10 protein-coding genes are annotated in these 15,878 nt (G+C 38.0%); 8 read left to right on the top strand and 2 right to left on the bottom strand.

Annotated features, from left to right (window positions below; genetic code table 11):
- Positions 1-4: 4 nt before the first annotated feature.
- The 8 genes from B9Y84_RS00515 (at position 5) to B9Y84_RS00555 (ending at position 12,524) form a co-directional block, all read left to right on the top strand.
- Positions 5-2,407, top strand: a complete 2,403-nt coding sequence (locus B9Y84_RS00515; RefSeq protein ID WP_085515136.1) for an ABC transporter permease — start codon at positions 5-7, stop codon at positions 2,405-2,407.
- Between the two features lie 48 nt (positions 2,408-2,455).
- The gene (locus B9Y84_RS00520) at positions 2,456-4,891 is read left to right on the top strand and encodes an ABC transporter permease (protein WP_085515137.1); all 2,436 of its coding nucleotides are present in this window, start codon (positions 2,456-2,458) and stop codon (positions 4,889-4,891) included.
- 201 nt (positions 4,892-5,092) lie between these two features.
- Positions 5,093-7,468 carry an ABC transporter permease gene (locus B9Y84_RS00525; protein WP_085515138.1) on the top strand — a complete coding sequence of 792 codons (2,376 nt, stop codon included), beginning with the start codon at positions 5,093-5,095 and terminating at the stop codon, positions 7,466-7,468.
- 532 nt (positions 7,469-8,000) lie between these two features.
- Positions 8,001-8,696, top strand: a complete 696-nt coding sequence (locus tag B9Y84_RS00535) for an ABC transporter ATP-binding protein (protein WP_085515140.1) — start codon at positions 8,001-8,003, stop codon at positions 8,694-8,696.
- The gene (locus B9Y84_RS00540; protein WP_085515141.1) at positions 8,671-10,029 is read left to right on the top strand and encodes a TolC family protein; all 1,359 of its coding nucleotides are present in this window, start codon (positions 8,671-8,673) and stop codon (positions 10,027-10,029) included. Before B9Y84_RS00535 ends, B9Y84_RS00540 begins: the two co-directional genes overlap by 26 nt.
- 283 nt (positions 10,030-10,312) lie before the next feature.
- Positions 10,313-10,630 carry a hypothetical protein gene (locus B9Y84_RS00545; protein WP_085515142.1) on the top strand — a complete coding sequence of 106 codons (318 nt, stop codon included), beginning with the start codon at positions 10,313-10,315 and terminating at the stop codon, positions 10,628-10,630.
- Between the two features lie 229 nt (positions 10,631-10,859).
- Complete coding sequence (locus B9Y84_RS00550) at positions 10,860-11,441, top strand: Crp/Fnr family transcriptional regulator (RefSeq protein WP_085515143.1); 582 nt, start codon at positions 10,860-10,862, stop codon at positions 11,439-11,441.
- A gap of 105 nt (positions 11,442-11,546) precedes the next feature.
- The gene (locus tag B9Y84_RS00555; RefSeq protein WP_085515144.1) at positions 11,547-12,524 is read left to right on the top strand and encodes a ring-cleaving dioxygenase; all 978 of its coding nucleotides are present in this window, start codon (positions 11,547-11,549) and stop codon (positions 12,522-12,524) included.
- Between the two features lie 184 nt (positions 12,525-12,708).
- On the opposite strand, the gene B9Y84_RS00560 is transcribed toward B9Y84_RS00555, so the two are convergent.
- The gene (locus B9Y84_RS00560; RefSeq protein ID WP_085515145.1) at positions 12,709-14,052 is read right to left on the bottom strand and encodes a 3-oxoacid CoA-transferase; all 1,344 of its coding nucleotides are present in this window, start codon (positions 14,050-14,052) and stop codon (positions 12,709-12,711) included.
- A gap of 4 nt (positions 14,053-14,056) precedes the next feature.
- Positions 14,057-15,808 carry an FAD-dependent oxidoreductase gene (locus B9Y84_RS00565; RefSeq protein ID WP_085515146.1) on the bottom strand — a complete coding sequence of 584 codons (1,752 nt, stop codon included), beginning with the start codon at positions 15,806-15,808 and terminating at the stop codon, positions 14,057-14,059.
- Positions 15,809-15,878 lie beyond the last annotated feature (70 nt).

Below are 15,878 nucleotides of genomic sequence, written 5' to 3' on the forward strand. Positions count from 1 at the left end.
GCGCATGCTGAAAAATCACTTAAAAATAGCATTTAGAAATATTAGAAAGTTTGGGCTTAGGTCCTTCATTCATGTCATTGGACTTTCCATTGGAATAGCAGCTTGCTTTGTTGTATATAACTTAGTGAGCTATGAATATAGTTTCGACACTCATCAAGAGGATCGCGATCGAATTTATAGAATCACCTCTGTAACGGGTAATGGACAGGAAGAGTGGCCTAATCCGGGAGCTCCCATTCCGCTGGTAGAAGCCGTTCGAAATGAACTGTCTGCAGCAGAAGAAGTAGTTCCTATTTTTAGTGCTTACAGATTTCTGGTGGAGTCAGCGGATGAAACTGAAAACTTTGGAATCAGTACAAAGGTGGTATTTGCTGATGAAAAATACTTTTCGCTTTTCGAATATAATTGGTTAGCAGGTTCTCCTTCTAGTGCTTTAGATCAACCTAATACGGTTGTCCTAACAAATTCCGTGGCTAAAAAATATTTTGGTGAGCAGCCTTTAAACGAGATTTTAGGGAATGAATTAGTCTACACCGACAGCTTGCGTGTAGTGGTGACTGGAGTAGTAGAAGACGTTAAACAAAAAACGGATTTAATTTTTACGGATTTCATATCCTATGAGACGCTATTGAGCAATAAAGAGATTAGAGCTCGAAGGAATGTAGATGACTGGGGATCCGTAAGTTCAAATGCTCAGCTTTTTGTCAAGCTTGGTGCAGATCAGAAAGAGAAAGCAGAGCATGAGTTGCTTGCGATTAAAGAAAAATACGTTGAGTCTGATGGCAACTGGACGACCAATTTTGAATTTGAGTCATTTGAGGATTTACATTTTTCGGATACATTCAGTGGAAATTCAGCTGATAGAAGCACTTTAAACGGCTTGATTATAATTGGTTTCTTTATTCTGTTTATTGCTTGTATCAATTTTATCAATCTTGAAACTGCTCAGGCTAAATTGAGGTCGAAAGAAGTTGGAGTTAGAAAAACCTTGGGTAGCTCTAGAAAACAGCTGATTACTCAGTTTTTGGTAGAGACTTATGTGATTATACTCTTAGCCATTATTGGGGCTGCATTACTAAGTCAGTTGGCTACATCGTACTTTCAAGAGGTTCTTCCTGCAGATTTTAAATTCGATTATTGGAATATCAATAATGCCCTATTTTTGATCGTACTTTCTATAGTGGTGTTGCTATTGTCTGGTTTTTATCCTTCCATGATTCTTTCTGGCTATAGCCCAATAAAAGCAATGAAGGATAAGTCAATAGGGCATCGGAAGTCTAATTTTCAATATTTCTTAAGAAAAAATCTGATTGTATTCCAGTTCGGATCCTCCATTGCTTTTATCATTGTCGTTTTAGCCATAAATTCTCAGATTGATTTCCTTTTAAATCGAAATATAGGCTTTAATAAAGAAGCTGTTTTGCATATTTCTACACCCTTTCAGGGGACTTTAGACAAAACCAAATTACTAAAAAACGAATTGGAAGCAATTGCTGGAGTGGAAAAAGTCAGCTTAAGCAGCGATATGATGATTTCTGGATCATTGTGGACTAGCACGGTCGAACATGATTTAAATGGTGCTCCTGAAGAAGTAAGCATGCAATTTAAAACTGCTGATACCAGTTATCTGTCCTTGTATGAAGTTCCGATTTTAGCAGGAAGAAATTATACATTAGATCAATCTGAAATTGTCATTAACGAGGCGGCCGTAGAAAAGCTGGGATTAGAAAGTGCTCATGCTGCTCTTGGCAAGCAAGTAGAATATGATAGTATGTATCTTTCGGTTGTGGGAGTGATCCCTAACATCCACACCCAATCTATGCATCAAGCCATTAGACCCATGATGCTGGGCTATGATGAGCGGAACTTATTTACAGTCAATACTAAGCTTGCTCCAAATGTAGATCTAAAAGCTAGTGTGGATGCCATGCAGCAGGCTTTTAAGAAAATTTATCCGAATGAAACAAGAAAATTTCAATTTTTGGATGAGACTGTTGAGCAATTTTATACAAGTGAAGTCCGATTGAGAAAAGTACTGCTTTTTGCTACTGTGATAGCCATTCTGATTAGTTGTTTGGGATTGTTTGGTTTAGCTTCTTTCACCATTGCGCAGCGAACCAAAGAAATTAGCATTCGAAAAGTTATGGGTGCCTCACTTTCCAATATACTCGTGCTGATTTCGAAGGAGTATGTGGTCCTTATCGGCTTGGCATTTCTTTTGGCTGTTTATCCGGCTTGGTATTTTATCAGCAACTGGTTAAATGATTTCCAATTTAGGATAGAAATGCCACTGGGTATTTACTTCATATCAGGAATAATCGCTTTTGTATTGAGTATAAGTATTGTTTCTCTTCATACGTGGAAAGCAGCAAACAGAAACCCCGCAAAAGTTTTAAAGGATGAGTAATGTAGGTCCTTTTGCTAAAGTAATTAAACAGTATTTTAAGTCGCAATCATGATTATATATTTCATAAAACTGGCCTACAGGAATTTTAAGAGGAATTGGATTTTCTCCATGATCAATATATTGGGGCTTGGCATTGCTTTGGCCTCCTGCATTTTAATCTACGAATATGTTTCTAAGGAGTGGAGTTATGATAAATTCCACACCAATTATGAAAGAATTTTTCGAATTCAGCAAACGACTGAAACCTCAGATCAACAGAAGAGAGAAAGTGCTACTACTTTTTCTGCTGTAGCTACCGAACTCAATACTTCCTACGCTTCTATTGAATCATTTACACGGATTCATATTCCCCCTGGTGATGCTGTTTTGCAATACGAAGACAAATTTTTTAGAGAAGAAGGACTCTTAGGGGTGGATACTTCTTTTTTTGATATTTTTAATTTTGCCTTTAAGTACGGAAATGCAACCACTGCCTTGAATTATAATAATGCGGTAGTGCTTACAGAAATAGTAGCGAAGAAGTATTTCGGAGATAGCAATCCTGTCGGAAAGGAAATTGAAATTGAAGGAGCTTACGGATATTATGAAAATGGCAGATATGTAAGAAGAAGCACCCATGTCGTGGGGGGTGTTTTGGAAGAACTACCAAGCAATACACACTTAAAGTTTGATGTTTTAATATCCTTAAATCTATATTATAATCTCGAACAACAGTTATCAAATTGGGGAGATAGCTTCTATACTTACGTAAAATTAAAGAATTTGTCAAAGCAGCCTTACATAGCAGAAGAATTGGATGCTATTGTTACAAAATACAGATCTGATAATAATATGAAGCTTGAATTGCAAAGAATGCAAGCTATTCACTTAGCATCTAACCTAACGAATGAGATTGCCTTAAATGGAAGCGAAAGCTTAACCTGGATCATTACCATTATAGCTGTACTTATTCTCGTAATCGCTTCAACCAATTATGTCAATTTTTCGATCGCTCGATCAATCGATCGGACCAAAGAGGTAGGAATTCGCAAAATTTATTGGGCGAACTCTACTCAACTATTCTTTCAGTTGCTAATCGAATCCTTTTTAATTAATGCTTTTGCTTTACTAGCAGCTTGCCTGTTGATTATAGTGACTCAACCTATCCTAGCTGATTTGCTTGAGATTGATTTGCTCCAGAAATTATATAATCTTCAGTTTCAGATTCTTCTGTTCGGTTTGCTAGTAATAGGTACTCTATTTTCAGGCTTTTACCCCGCCTTTTATATTTCAAGACTTCAAGTAGATAACGCACTAAATAATGCTATCAAAAAACCAAAAGGCCAGTTGCGAAAAGTACTCGTTACCTTTCAGTTTGCTTGCTCTGTTTTAGCAATTGGCAGCACCTTAATTTTATATCAGCAAATGAACTTTATGAAAAGTAAAGACTTGGGAATTGATATTGATAAAACCCTAGTGATTAATGGCCCCAATATTAACACAGGAAATGATTCTATTTATAATTCAAAAGTAAACACATTTAAAATTGAAGCCAACAAGTTGAGCGGTATTGACGGAGTTACACTAGCCAATTTTATTCCTGGGAAAGAAATAAGGGGAAAGGCGAGAGGTTATGTTCGAAGGCTTGGAGTGAATGAGGACCAGGCTGGGACTTACGCATTTTCACAAGTCGACTTAGATTTCTTACCGAGCTTCAATATTGAAGTGTTGGCAGGAAGGACTTTTAATAAATCCTCAGGATCCGATTTGAATTTTAAGAATTCTGTAATCATCAATAAAGAGGCTAGCGAGTTATTAGGTTTTTCTACGCCCGAGGAAGCCTTGGGAGAAAAAATTTATTATAGAATTAATTCAACGCCAACAATTATAGGGGTGGTTGATAATTTTCATCAATATGCGATGGATCAGCGTTATCAACCGATTATTTTCGAAGGTAAAATTGATCCTGAAAAGTATTATTATCTTAAATTATCTGAAAAGATTAACCACAGCAGTTTGCTAAATTTGCAATCAATTTGGAGCAATAATTTCCCCGGGAATCCTTTCAATTACTTTTATTTAGATCAATATTATAACCGACAGTACGAAAGAGATGACCTTTTTATGAAAGCTTTTGTTCTATTTGCAGGACTTTCTATTTTAGTTGCAACCATTGGCTTTTTCGGGTTAATTTATTACACCGCTTCAAGCAAAGTCCAAGAAATTGGCATCAGGAAAATCTTAGGTGCTGAAAGATGGGATATTAGCATCTTTCTTAGTAAAGATATATCTATTATGATATGTTTGGCTACCATCATTTCTCTACCGATTTTGTATTATTTTTCATCAAATTGGCTGCTGAATTATGCCTTTAAAATTGATTTAGTGTGGTGGATGTTCGTCATTCCAATTCTGCTCTTAGTTGCCATTGCGGCTATGGTCATTATAGTCCAAACCTTAAGAGTCTACAATATAAATCCCTCCATTACTTTGAAAGAGGAATGATAGTGAGTCAAACTCTTACTGATTTAATGGCCACCAAAGTCTTATTAAAATTGAAATGCCCGAAATCGGGCGTTACAATTACAAATTTGAACATTCATTATCCCAAAGTCTTCATTTTCAAGTCTTATGGGTACTTTTTATAATATGGCACCTTAATTGGAAAATCAATTAAGATTGAATTTTTTAATAAAAACACTTACCATGTTCAAACATAACCTACTGATCATTTATCGCAATTTCAAACGATTCAAAAGTACTTTCTTTATTAATCTTTTAGGACTCTCCACGGGTATGGCTTGTGCCTTGCTTATCTACCTATGGGTGACTGACGAACTCTCTATGGATAAATTTCATGAGAAGGATTCTCAGCTTTATCAAGTCTATATGCATCATGAAGAAAATGGAGAAATTCGATCCGCTCCCCATGTACCCGCACTTTTAGCAGATGCCTTAGAAGTGGAAATACCTGAGGTGATCACAGCAGTAGAAGATACTGATGCAGATGAATTTGGAGAAGGGTTTTCTTTATCTGTGGGAGAAGATAAAATGAAGGCAAGAGGGAAATTTTCAGGAGCAGAATATTTTCAGTTATTCTCTTTTCCGTTTTTGAAAGGAAATCCAGAAACAGCTTTATCAGATAAGAGGGGAATTGTATTGACTGAATCCCTTGCCAAAAAACTCTTTGGCTCGACTGATGTCATTGGAGAAAGTCTGGCGTGGCAAATACTAAAATTCAAAGGACAGGCGAAGGTTGCTGCAGTTATCGCAGATTTAACTGATAATACTACAGAATCTTTCGAATTTGTACTGCCTTTCACAGTTTTTATTGACGATTTGATGGGGCCAGAACGAAATCACTGGGGCAATTATATTGCGCTAACACAAGTGCAATTGGTAGAAGGGTCAGATGTGGCAGCGGTTAATAACAAAGTGGGCTCTATAATTAAAGAAAAAGTACCCAATACAAACGTAGAGCCTTTTTTTAAGCAATATTCCAGTCGGTATTTACAAGGTAATTTTGAGAATGGGCAGGAAGTAGGAGGCAGGATAAACTACGTGAGATTGTTTGCTATCATTGCCATATTTGTATTGGCTATTGCTTGTATCAATTTTATGAATTTAAGTACTGCACGTGCTTCAAGGCGATTAAAAGAAATAGGGGTGAAGAAAACCATGGGAGCTAGTAGAAAGCACTTGGTTTTTCAGCATCTTGGAGAATCCATTAGCTTGACGCTCATTTCTTTAGGAGTGGCATATTTGTTAGTATTTGTGTTGTTGCCACAGTTTAATGCTATTACCGCTAAGCAGCTTAGCCTAGATTTGACTGTAGATTTAGTGCTAGCCACTATCATGATCACTTTATTCACAGGATTGCTTGCAGGTAGCTACCCGGCTCTTTATTTATCCGGTTTTAAGCCTGTAAGTATTTTGAAAGGTAAGTTTACCACCTCTACAGGCGAATTATGGACTAGGAAGGGTCTAGTAGTTTTTCAGTTTGTGATATCGATCATTCTTTTGGTGTCCGTTTGGGTGGTGTACAAGCAAATTGAATATGTGCAGGATAAAAACCTGGGCTATGATCGTCATTATGTGATTAAATTTCCTATTGAAGGAACGGTAGCCGATCGACTGGAACCCTTCATTAACCAGCTGAAGCAAGTTCCGGGTGTAAAGCATGCTTCGGCTACGACACACTCCATAGTGAAAAGTGGCGCCTCTACAACCGGTGTCACCTGGCAAGGAAAGAATCCCGATAGCAATATATTATTTGAGCAAGCACGGGCATATTATGGTTTGATTGAAACCTTAGGCATAGAAATGAAAGAGGGGAGGAGTTTCTCTGAAAAATTTGGAGCTGAAGAAGAAAAGATAATTTTTAATGAGGCGGCTATTAAAGTGATGGGTTTGGAAGATCCGATTGGCAAAACAGTGACCATGTGGGGCAAAGAAAAACAAATCATCGGTGTGGTAAAGGATTTTCATTTCTCTTCTTTACATGAGGAGGTTTCCCCCATGCTATTTCATTTTGACAAGAGCTTTATGCTGAGCGTTTTCGTAAAAATGCAAGCAGGTCGGCCAGCTGAAGTGATTCAAGGGATACAATCATTGTACAAAGAATTTAACCCGGGATTCACCCTAAATTACGAGTTTCTTGATACGAATTACCAAGCACAATATCAGGCAGAGCAGAGAGTATCTCTATTGTCTCGATATTTTGCTGGAATAGCTATTATTATTTCATGTTTAGGTTTGTTCGGACTTGCGGCTTTCACTGCAGAACGCAGACAAAAAGAGATTGGCATCAGGAAAATATTAGGGGCTGGGGGATTTCAGATTGTAAGGCTTTTATCAGCCGATTTTACTAAAATCGTGCTGATCGCTATTGTGATTGCTTTGCCTATTAGCTATTGGGCAGCACAAAGCTGGCTGCAAGGTTTTGCTTATAGCATTGAACCTTCATGGTACTATTTTGCTGGAGCAGGGGCAGCAGCCTTAGGTATTGCTTGGATCACCATCAGCTTCCAAACCATTAAATCTTTACGAATTAACCCAGCAGATACTTTAAAAGATGAATAATTGGCCTTAATAGCATGTTGAATTTTCTACAAGTATTGTGTATTTTTTGATAAAATACTTTGCGAAAACTGGACTATGAGAGACTGGTTTTGATCAGAAGATGCGCTTTGATATCAAGGTTTTATTGCTAGTTGTTGTCTTGTTTTCTTGAATTAGAATTAACCCGACCACTTCCGAGGAACTCGGAAAAGCGGGAGGGAGGAAAGTTTAGCGGGCCTGCGGAGGGCTGGAGGGAGGAAGCATTAAACTTTCTTGTCCGCCAGCTGGCGGATGGTTCTTTTTTGTCAAGAAAAAAGAATAGGAAAGGACTATTTGCAAATGAAATTCAGAGACTTCAATAATAGATTTACAGTGAATTTAAAGAGATTTAGCACATGATTATTCCTGATGAAATGCATAAATCATTGTCCGATTTCGGACGTATCCTTCCGGTTTTGAACAGGAACGGAAAGAATAAAGCCCTTCATTGGCTTTTAGAGTAAGTAATCGGTAATGGCACACAAATTGAAAAAACACATTAAAAAATATAGAAATGATACAACTTTCAGATATTGACAAATCAATCGCAAATCGATTTAGCAAACAATTCATATTGAAGGGCATAGACCTTACCATTGAAAAAGGTGAATTCCTAACCATAATGGGACCGAGTGGTGCTGGGAAATCTACGCTACTGAATATTATCGGCTTACTGGATGATGCTTCTCAGGGCGAGTATCTTTTGGAAGGTAATTTGATTCATTCACTCAATGATAAAAAGAAATCAGCACTACATAAGGAATATTTTGGCTTCGTTTTTCAGGCCTATCATCTGATAGATGAACTGACAGTCTATGAAAATATTGAAACGCCATTATTATATCGAGGTGTAAAATCTAGTGAGCGGAAAAGCTTGGTGGCTGAAGTCCTGGATAGATTTGGGATTGTTGCCAAAAAGGATCTTTTTCCTGAACAGTTATCAGGAGGGCAGCAACAATTGGTGGGAGTTGCACGCGCTATAATTGGAAAACCGGCAATTCTACTAGCAGATGAGCCCACCGGGAATCTACATTCCTCCCAATCGAAAATTATAATGGAATTGTTCCAAGAGCTTAACAATCAAGGAACTACAATTATTCAAGTAACACACTCAGAAGAGAATGCATCATACGGTTCTAGGATAATCGAATTGGAAGATGGTGCAATTACTAAAGACTATTTGAATGAAACGAAAAATGCAGTATTGTAAACAACTACTACTAGTCCCTTTTATGCTCATTTGTTTTGCTGTTCAAGCGCAGGAAAGCACGAAAATATTAACTTTTGAGGAGGCCATGAAAGTTGGTTTAGAACAAAATATAGCGTTGCGAAAGAATTTGAATCAATTGAGCGCTCTTTCCATGCAGGAAACGCAATCGAAAATTGATTTTTTACCTTCGGTTTCAGCTAATGTTCAAGCAGCGCGTCAAGGTGGGCAACAGTTTCAGCTGGTGGAAGATGGTTTTGAGATTAATAATGTTCAGGCGAACCGATTGTCAGGAAACCTTTCTGCTTCTGTTGATATTTTCCGAGGACTTGGTAGACTTAATCAAATCAAAATGGCCGATCTAAACTATCAAGCTCAAAGGAGTGCAATTGAAAGAAGTAAGCAGCAAGTAGTATTTGACATCGCACAACAATATTTGCAACTATTACTTGATAAAAAGTTGATGGAGATTTCCTCCAATGCAATTCAAGATCAGAAAAATCAGCTAGAAAGAATAAAAGGCTTTGTTTTGACGGGTTTACGACCCCAAGCAGATGCTCTCGCACAAAAAGCTACCTTAGACCAATTGGAATTATCTTTTATAGAAACAGAGAATACTTACTTATTGGACAAGGCACGTCTGGCACAGACTTTACAGCTTGATTTATTAGAAGAGTATGAAGTGTCCGAAGCTTTTGGATCTGCAAGTACATCACTCGAGGCTTACCAATTATCAGAATTGTTTGAGTTAGCCATTCAGAATAGATCAGATCTTCAGCAACTAGATTTGCAGCGCCAGGCGACCAATAAAAATATTGATCTTTTGAAGTCAAATTATCTGCCGACCTTATCTGCTTTTTATCAATATGGGACACAATATAGCTCCTTGAATTCGCTTGGTATTAGTGAACAGTTATTTGATTTATACCCCAATAATACTGTTGGACTGAACCTAAGTATTCCCTTATTCAGCAATTACGTGAACAAATCAAGAGTTGCAACAGCACAAGTAGAATTGGCCAATAGCCGACTTGATGTGGAGGACCTTAAAAGAAGCATATTTCAAGATGTTCAAAACGCATATTTGAATTTCAATGCGGCTATAAAAAGAGTAGAGGTGAGTGAATCAGCATTGAATTCTGCTCAAGAGGCCTATAAGATGCAAAATGAACGCTATGCGGAAGGGATAGCGAATCTTTCAGAGTTATCAATTGCACAGCAAGCTTTAATCACGGCACAAGCTAATCTAGAGCAGGCAAAATTCACTTTATTATTTCAACAAACTATCCTTGATTTTCATACTGGAGTCTTGCAAGTTGAAACACTGAACCAATAAGGGAATTCAATTACGACCTTTCGTCTAGTTTTATTTTTGAAATCATTCAGGCTAATTTATGAATACCAAGTAATGTAAAGAAGGGGCTCAATAGCAATTGTATGACTCCAAATGACATAAAACTAGCTTCTGGGATAGATTTAACAATCTTTAAATGCCATTGGGAAGGATAATTTGAAATATACGCTGGACAGATTTCTCAAGTTGTATTTAACAAAATGTATAAATATCCGTTTTATTTAGAATTTATTTAAATAAATAGTTAGCCTAAACTTAGTGGAAAATGGTACTTATACACATTGTAACAGATAATGAGGAGCAAGCAATTGAAATTACTGATTTGTTAATTGAGAAGAAGCTTATCCTGAATGCTTTAATGATTGAAAAGGCTAAAATGCGTAAACGCTTGAAAGATGGTACTTTTGAAACGCATCCGCAGACATTAGTCATCGGAAAAACAAAAGGCTTGCTTTTTAATGACATCGATTTGTTGCTACGCGAAAAATATGGGAAGATGATGCCAACCTTATACTCTATTGCCATTGTAAATATGGATTGGGACCAAGCTGATGAATTAATGCAAGAGACGCTTAAGATTTAAGAACTTCGTAATTGTAAGCTCTAATAGAACTGCATATTCCATTGCTTTTCGAGTTTTGGAAGGTCATCTATGATCGTAGGCAATCGAGAAAGCTAGAATTTTAAAATAATGACAGAGGCTTTGAGGATACGTGTATTTTATACTAGATTGAAGTACTTTACAGATCAATTAGCTCCTTGATATTTCAATCGTTATGGTAGGAGGATTAAAGTGAGCTTCTGTTATTCTTATGACTCAAGAAGAAATTAAATCCCAGTTTATAGAAAAGGCCTCGCTTAGTGCTGATGCTGTTAGTGATTTCTTTGAAAATGCTGAGTTGATTTCTTTAGCTAAGAACCAGCATCTCATTAAATCAGGATCGTCCCCTGTTTACTTTGTATTAGTCAAATCGGGCTGTCTGATGACCTATTTTAAAGACCGTAACGAGCAGGTGCATGCCATCCAATTTGGTCAGGAAATGTGGTGGACGGGCGATTTAGATGCTATTTTTAATCAACATGCTTCTAATTATGCGATTAAAGCCTTAGTCCCTTCTGAGGTTTACTTGTTAAGTAAAGAGAAGTTTGAAGATCTTAATCAAAAGCATCCTGCATTTGAAAGATATTTTAGAGTGCTGTTTCAGAACGCTTTAATTAGTCATCAAAAGCGTATCATTAGAAATATCTCCTATACGGCAGAAGAGAAATATCTAGAATTCGTCAAGCTCCATCCCCGATTAGAACTAATCGTCCCTCAAAAATATATTGCGTCCTTTATGGGCATCACCCCAGAATTCCTAAGCAAGCTCAAAAGGAAAATGGCAGAATCTTAAACTAGATTAAGATTTATGTTCAAATAGTAAACATTTGTTTAAATAGTAGAACAAGCTGTATAATCTTTGGTTAAATTCACTGTTGTAAATTAAAATATTACTACTATGAATCCGAACGAATATATTACGGGACTACACCACTTAACAGTGAGCGTGGGTAGCGCCCAAGAAGACATTGATTTCGTGACCCAAGTAATGGGCATGAGAATGATCAAGCAAACAGTTCTATTTGATGGATCTGCAAGTGTTTATCATCTATATTATGCAAATGCTGATGCGGAAGTAGGTTCCGTTTGGACTACTTTTCCATTTAAGAAGGCTGGTTTAACAGGTAAAAAAGGCTCTGGTCAAATTGAAGTATCAGGCTTTTCTGTGCACCCAGATGCTATTCCTTTTTGGAAAGAGCATTTAGATAAACACAAGGTAAAAAATTCAGGTATCCTAGAGCGTTTTGGTCAAAAAATGATCCATTTTGAAGATCCCTCAGGTGTAGGGATTGGCGTATTTGGAGATGCAAATGATAACAGAAATGCATGGCAAACAGATGAAATCTCTAAGGAGAATGGTATTAAAGGAATCCACAGTGCTGTTCTTTCTGTAAGAGAGGTTGAAATGATGGATAAATACTTGACCGACATATTGGGATTCTACAAAGTTGGACAAGAAGGACAGTATCACAGATACCACATTAAAGATGGAGGAGCGAGAAAAGTAATTGAATTGCATCATCAACCGGATCTTCCGCAGGGAAGTTGGACTTTTGGAGTGGGTATTCCGCACCATATTGCTTTTGCCACAGGTAACGATGAAGAAAGCGCAAAATTGAAAGCTTATATTGAAGGAACAGGTTATACAGATGTTACAGAGATAAAAGATAGAAATTATTTTCATTCCGTTTACACCAGGACTCCTGGCGGACAATTATTTGAATTTGCAACTTCAGATATCGGATTTGCAGTAGATGAGCCCGAAGATTTGTTGGGGCATGAATTATTATTGCCTCCTTTCTTTGAGAATAGGAGAGAGGAATTAACAAGTTCTCTGGAACCTATTACAGTTCCGCACTATTTGCAAGATAAATAAACGATAGTCATTAACCGACTAAATTGAAGTGAGCATATCCCAAGTGATTGAGATATGCTTTTTTTATGTAAAAAATGTTGAAAGTAAAGTTTATGTATAAGAATTCCAGTGCCTCAAACTGGACATTTTTTCATAGCAAAGACCAATTGAAGGGAGCTTAACCTTTGCTATTAAGTGTCTAAATTTACGCTAAGTTATTTATAAATTCCACTCCAGTTGAATTTTGCACTTCTTCTAAACTGACTCCAGGCATCAGTTCAATTAGCTCAAAGCCCGATTCACCAATTTTAAATACTGCTTTGTCGGTGATCACGATATCTACAGCCTTCATAGCGGTAATGGGCAATGCACATTCTTTAACGAGCTTCGGACTTCCATCTTTATTGGTATGGTTCATGGTAATGATGAGCGTCTTAGAACCAGAAGCTAAATCCATTGCTCCACCTACGCCCAATAAAGGCTTTCCGGGTACAGCCCAATTGGCTAAATTTCCTTGGCTGTCTACTTCTAATCCTCCCATAATGGCCACATCTACATGCTTTCCTCTGATCATGCCAAAAGAGGTGGCGGTATCAAAATAGCTGGCTCCTTTCACTGCAGTCACGGGTATCTTGCCTGCATTTACAGGATTTACCATAGCGCCTGTACCATCGGTAGGTTCTGGCCCTACGCCTAGCATGCCATTTTCAGTATGAAGAATTATTCCGTCTTCTTCTTTGATTAGGTCTGCCACTAAAGTGGGGATACCAATTCCTAAGTTTACGATATGCCCTCTATTTAATTCCTTCAAAGCTCTTCTTGCAATATTCATCCGGTCTTCACCGGCTTTTTTGCTTCCGACTGAAGCGGAAGAACCAAGATGTTCTTTTTGTAATTTGGCTTCTACTAGAAAATCAACAAAACAGGCTTGTGTATGAATTTCATTAGGGTCTAGCTCACCTACCGGTACAATTTCTTCAACTTCTGCAATCACCAAATCACAAGCAGTAGCCATAGCAGGATTGAAATTTTGTTCCGTCATCCGATAGGTCAAATTACCCGCTGTATCTGCTTTCCAGGCCCGTACAAAAGCGATATTTCCTCTAATTCCCTCTACAAATACTTGTTCTATTCCACCAATTGTTTTTGTTTCCATCTTTTCAGCTAAAACTGTTCCAGCTGAAGTCGGAGTGTAGAAACCGCCAATGCCCATGCCTCCAGCTCTGATGGCTTCGCCTAATGTTCCTTGCGGTAGTAAATCATACTCTACCTTGCCCTCCTGCGCCCACTTAACAGCGTTTGGATTGCTGGTAAAGTAGGAGCCAATCATCTTTTTTAATTGACCATTGGTCAACAATCTGTCTCCGCCCAAACCCGGCTCACCCACGTTATTGCCGATGTAAGTCAAGCCTTTTGTGTCAGTTTCAGCAAGAGCATGCAGTAAGTGAACGGGAGCTCCCGTCATGCCAAAACCTCCGCATAAAAGAGTATCATTATTTTTTACTTTTTGAGCTGCTTCTTTCGCTGATATTTGTGGAACTATTTTCATATTATTAAAGTCCTAAGACTTGATTTAGCGCGTTAAATAATTGTTCTTTTGCATCCTTGCGAACTTCTGTAGCTCTGAATGCGATGTGAAAGTCCGGTCGGATTAGTAAACAACCGGAGTCTTTGATGTTACGGATTGTTACCCATTCTCCATACAAATCTGTATAATCTCTATCGGGTCCAATTTGCACCACCTTTATGTCTATATTTAGAGATTTACTTATTTCTATTGCTGATTGAATCCATTCTTCCCCACCTATCCCTGTAAATAGCGTGAATTTGCCTTTTCCAGATACGTCCAAAGTAGATATTTGATGTCCATTGTCTCCCAACCAAACATGGGGCAAATGTGCTCCCGGTCTTGTGGATGCTTGGTAATACAATTCCTGGTCCCGTAAATACTCTTCTTCAGCAGTTCCATCCGAGAAAATAGCGTTAGAGGTATAGCGTTGATTTAATTCTACCCCATGACAGTTAAATTCATACGACTTTAGCGCGATTGCTTTTCTTAAATCTTCTCTTTGTTGCTCTGAAGCAGGATTGTTGTCCTTCAGCTTTTCCATATTGGCTTTCATCTGCTCCGGTTCTATGTTATCTCCTAGTCCTAGGGATTGGAAAATGGGACCAAATTCTTCTATGCTTTTGTTAGCTCTGTCCACTATCTGCTTTGCAATGGGGCCTCTTTCTTTTTGATAGGAATCAAGTATGCCTTCATTTGCTTCACCTTTCACTACTGATGCCAATTTCCATGCTAAATTAAAGGCATCTTGAATAGAAGTGTTAGAGCCTAATCCATTTGAGGGTGGGTGTCTGTGAATAGCGTCTCCCATACAGAAAACCTTCCCGTCTGAAATTTTGGTTGCATAACAGTGATTGACTGTCCAGGTGGAGGTTTGTAATATTTCGATCGGAATGCTGTCGTCACCTACGAGTTTGATGGCGATTTCTTTAGCTAAATCATCATTTACTTCAGGAGGTCCGTCATTAATATCGTAGCCCCAAACTATAAGCCACTCATCCCATGGCCTCACCATGCGAACCAAGCCCATACCGATTCCGCCTACGTTTGATCCGGGCTGCATAACCCAATAGAGTGCACTAGGCCTATGGGCAACATATTTTGTCAGATCCATTTTGAAGACAATGTTCATACTGCCGCCTACTCCCATTTCACCTTCGTAGGGTAGGTTTAAATTTTCAGCTACCTTACTGTTTCCGCCATCTGCTCCTACTAAATATTGAGCTCTAATGCTAAATTCCTCTCCTGATAGCCGATCTCTACACAATACATTTACTCCTGCTTCATCTTGTTCGTGACTGATGTATTCAGTGTCAAATTTATATTTCGAACCTTTTCTTGCCCCAGCGCCTACAATAATGGGTTCTACCAAATTCTGTGGTATATCGCATATTTTTGTGGGACTTGCTAAAGTGTAATCAGCCATTCGGTTAGGTTGATTTCCCCAAGAGTATAATCGCCCCAGTTCTTCACCTGCTAGACTGGTGCAAAAAACATTATTCCCCATTAATTCTTGAGGAACTGCTTTCTGAATTATTTCCTCTTCGATGCCCAGGTCACGAAATACCTCCATGGCTCTTTGATTGGTAATATGTGCTCTTGGTGAGTTAGCTAGCCAACCGTATTTGGTCACGACCATGTTCTTTACACCATAATTACTAAGGAGTGCGGAAGTAGTTGAGCCAGCCGGGCCACTTCCAATTATTAAGACTTCAGTTTCATACCTGGGATTTGACATAACTTTTTCTTTTGTTTGTAAGTTTATATAACGTACATTTGTTTTATAATGAAACAATACTACGAAAATA

This window comes from Marivirga sericea (assembly GCF_900177665.1).
GTDB classification, from domain to species: Bacteria; Bacteroidota; Bacteroidia; order Cytophagales; family Cyclobacteriaceae; genus Marivirga; species Marivirga sericea.

What these genes read in the sequence shown, in the direction of transcription:
- B9Y84_RS00515 (WP_085515136.1), top strand. Translation starts at nt 5, where the DNA reads ATGCTGAAAAATCACTTAAAAATAGCATTTAGAAATATTAGAAAGTTT.
- B9Y84_RS00520 (WP_085515137.1), top strand. Translation starts at nt 2,456, where the DNA reads ATGATTATATATTTCATAAAACTGGCCTACAGGAATTTTAAGAGGAAT.
- B9Y84_RS00525 (WP_085515138.1), top strand. Translation starts at nt 5,093, where the DNA reads ATGTTCAAACATAACCTACTGATCATTTATCGCAATTTCAAACGATTC.
- B9Y84_RS00535 (WP_085515140.1), top strand. Translation starts at nt 8,001, where the DNA reads ATGATACAACTTTCAGATATTGACAAATCAATCGCAAATCGATTTAGC.
- B9Y84_RS00540 (WP_085515141.1), top strand. Translation starts at nt 8,671, where the DNA reads ATGAAACGAAAAATGCAGTATTGTAAACAACTACTACTAGTCCCTTTT.
- B9Y84_RS00545 (WP_085515142.1), top strand. Translation starts at nt 10,313, where the DNA reads ATGGTACTTATACACATTGTAACAGATAATGAGGAGCAAGCAATTGAA.
- B9Y84_RS00550 (WP_085515143.1), top strand. Translation starts at nt 10,860, where the DNA reads ATGACTCAAGAAGAAATTAAATCCCAGTTTATAGAAAAGGCCTCGCTT.
- B9Y84_RS00555 (WP_085515144.1), top strand. Translation starts at nt 11,547, where the DNA reads ATGAATCCGAACGAATATATTACGGGACTACACCACTTAACAGTGAGC.
- B9Y84_RS00560 (WP_085515145.1), bottom strand. Translation starts at nt 14,052, where the DNA reads ATGAAAATAGTTCCACAAATATCAGCGAAAGAAGCAGCTCAAAAAGTA.
- B9Y84_RS00565 (WP_085515146.1), bottom strand. Translation starts at nt 15,808, where the DNA reads ATGTCAAATCCCAGGTATGAAACTGAAGTCTTAATAATTGGAAGTGGC.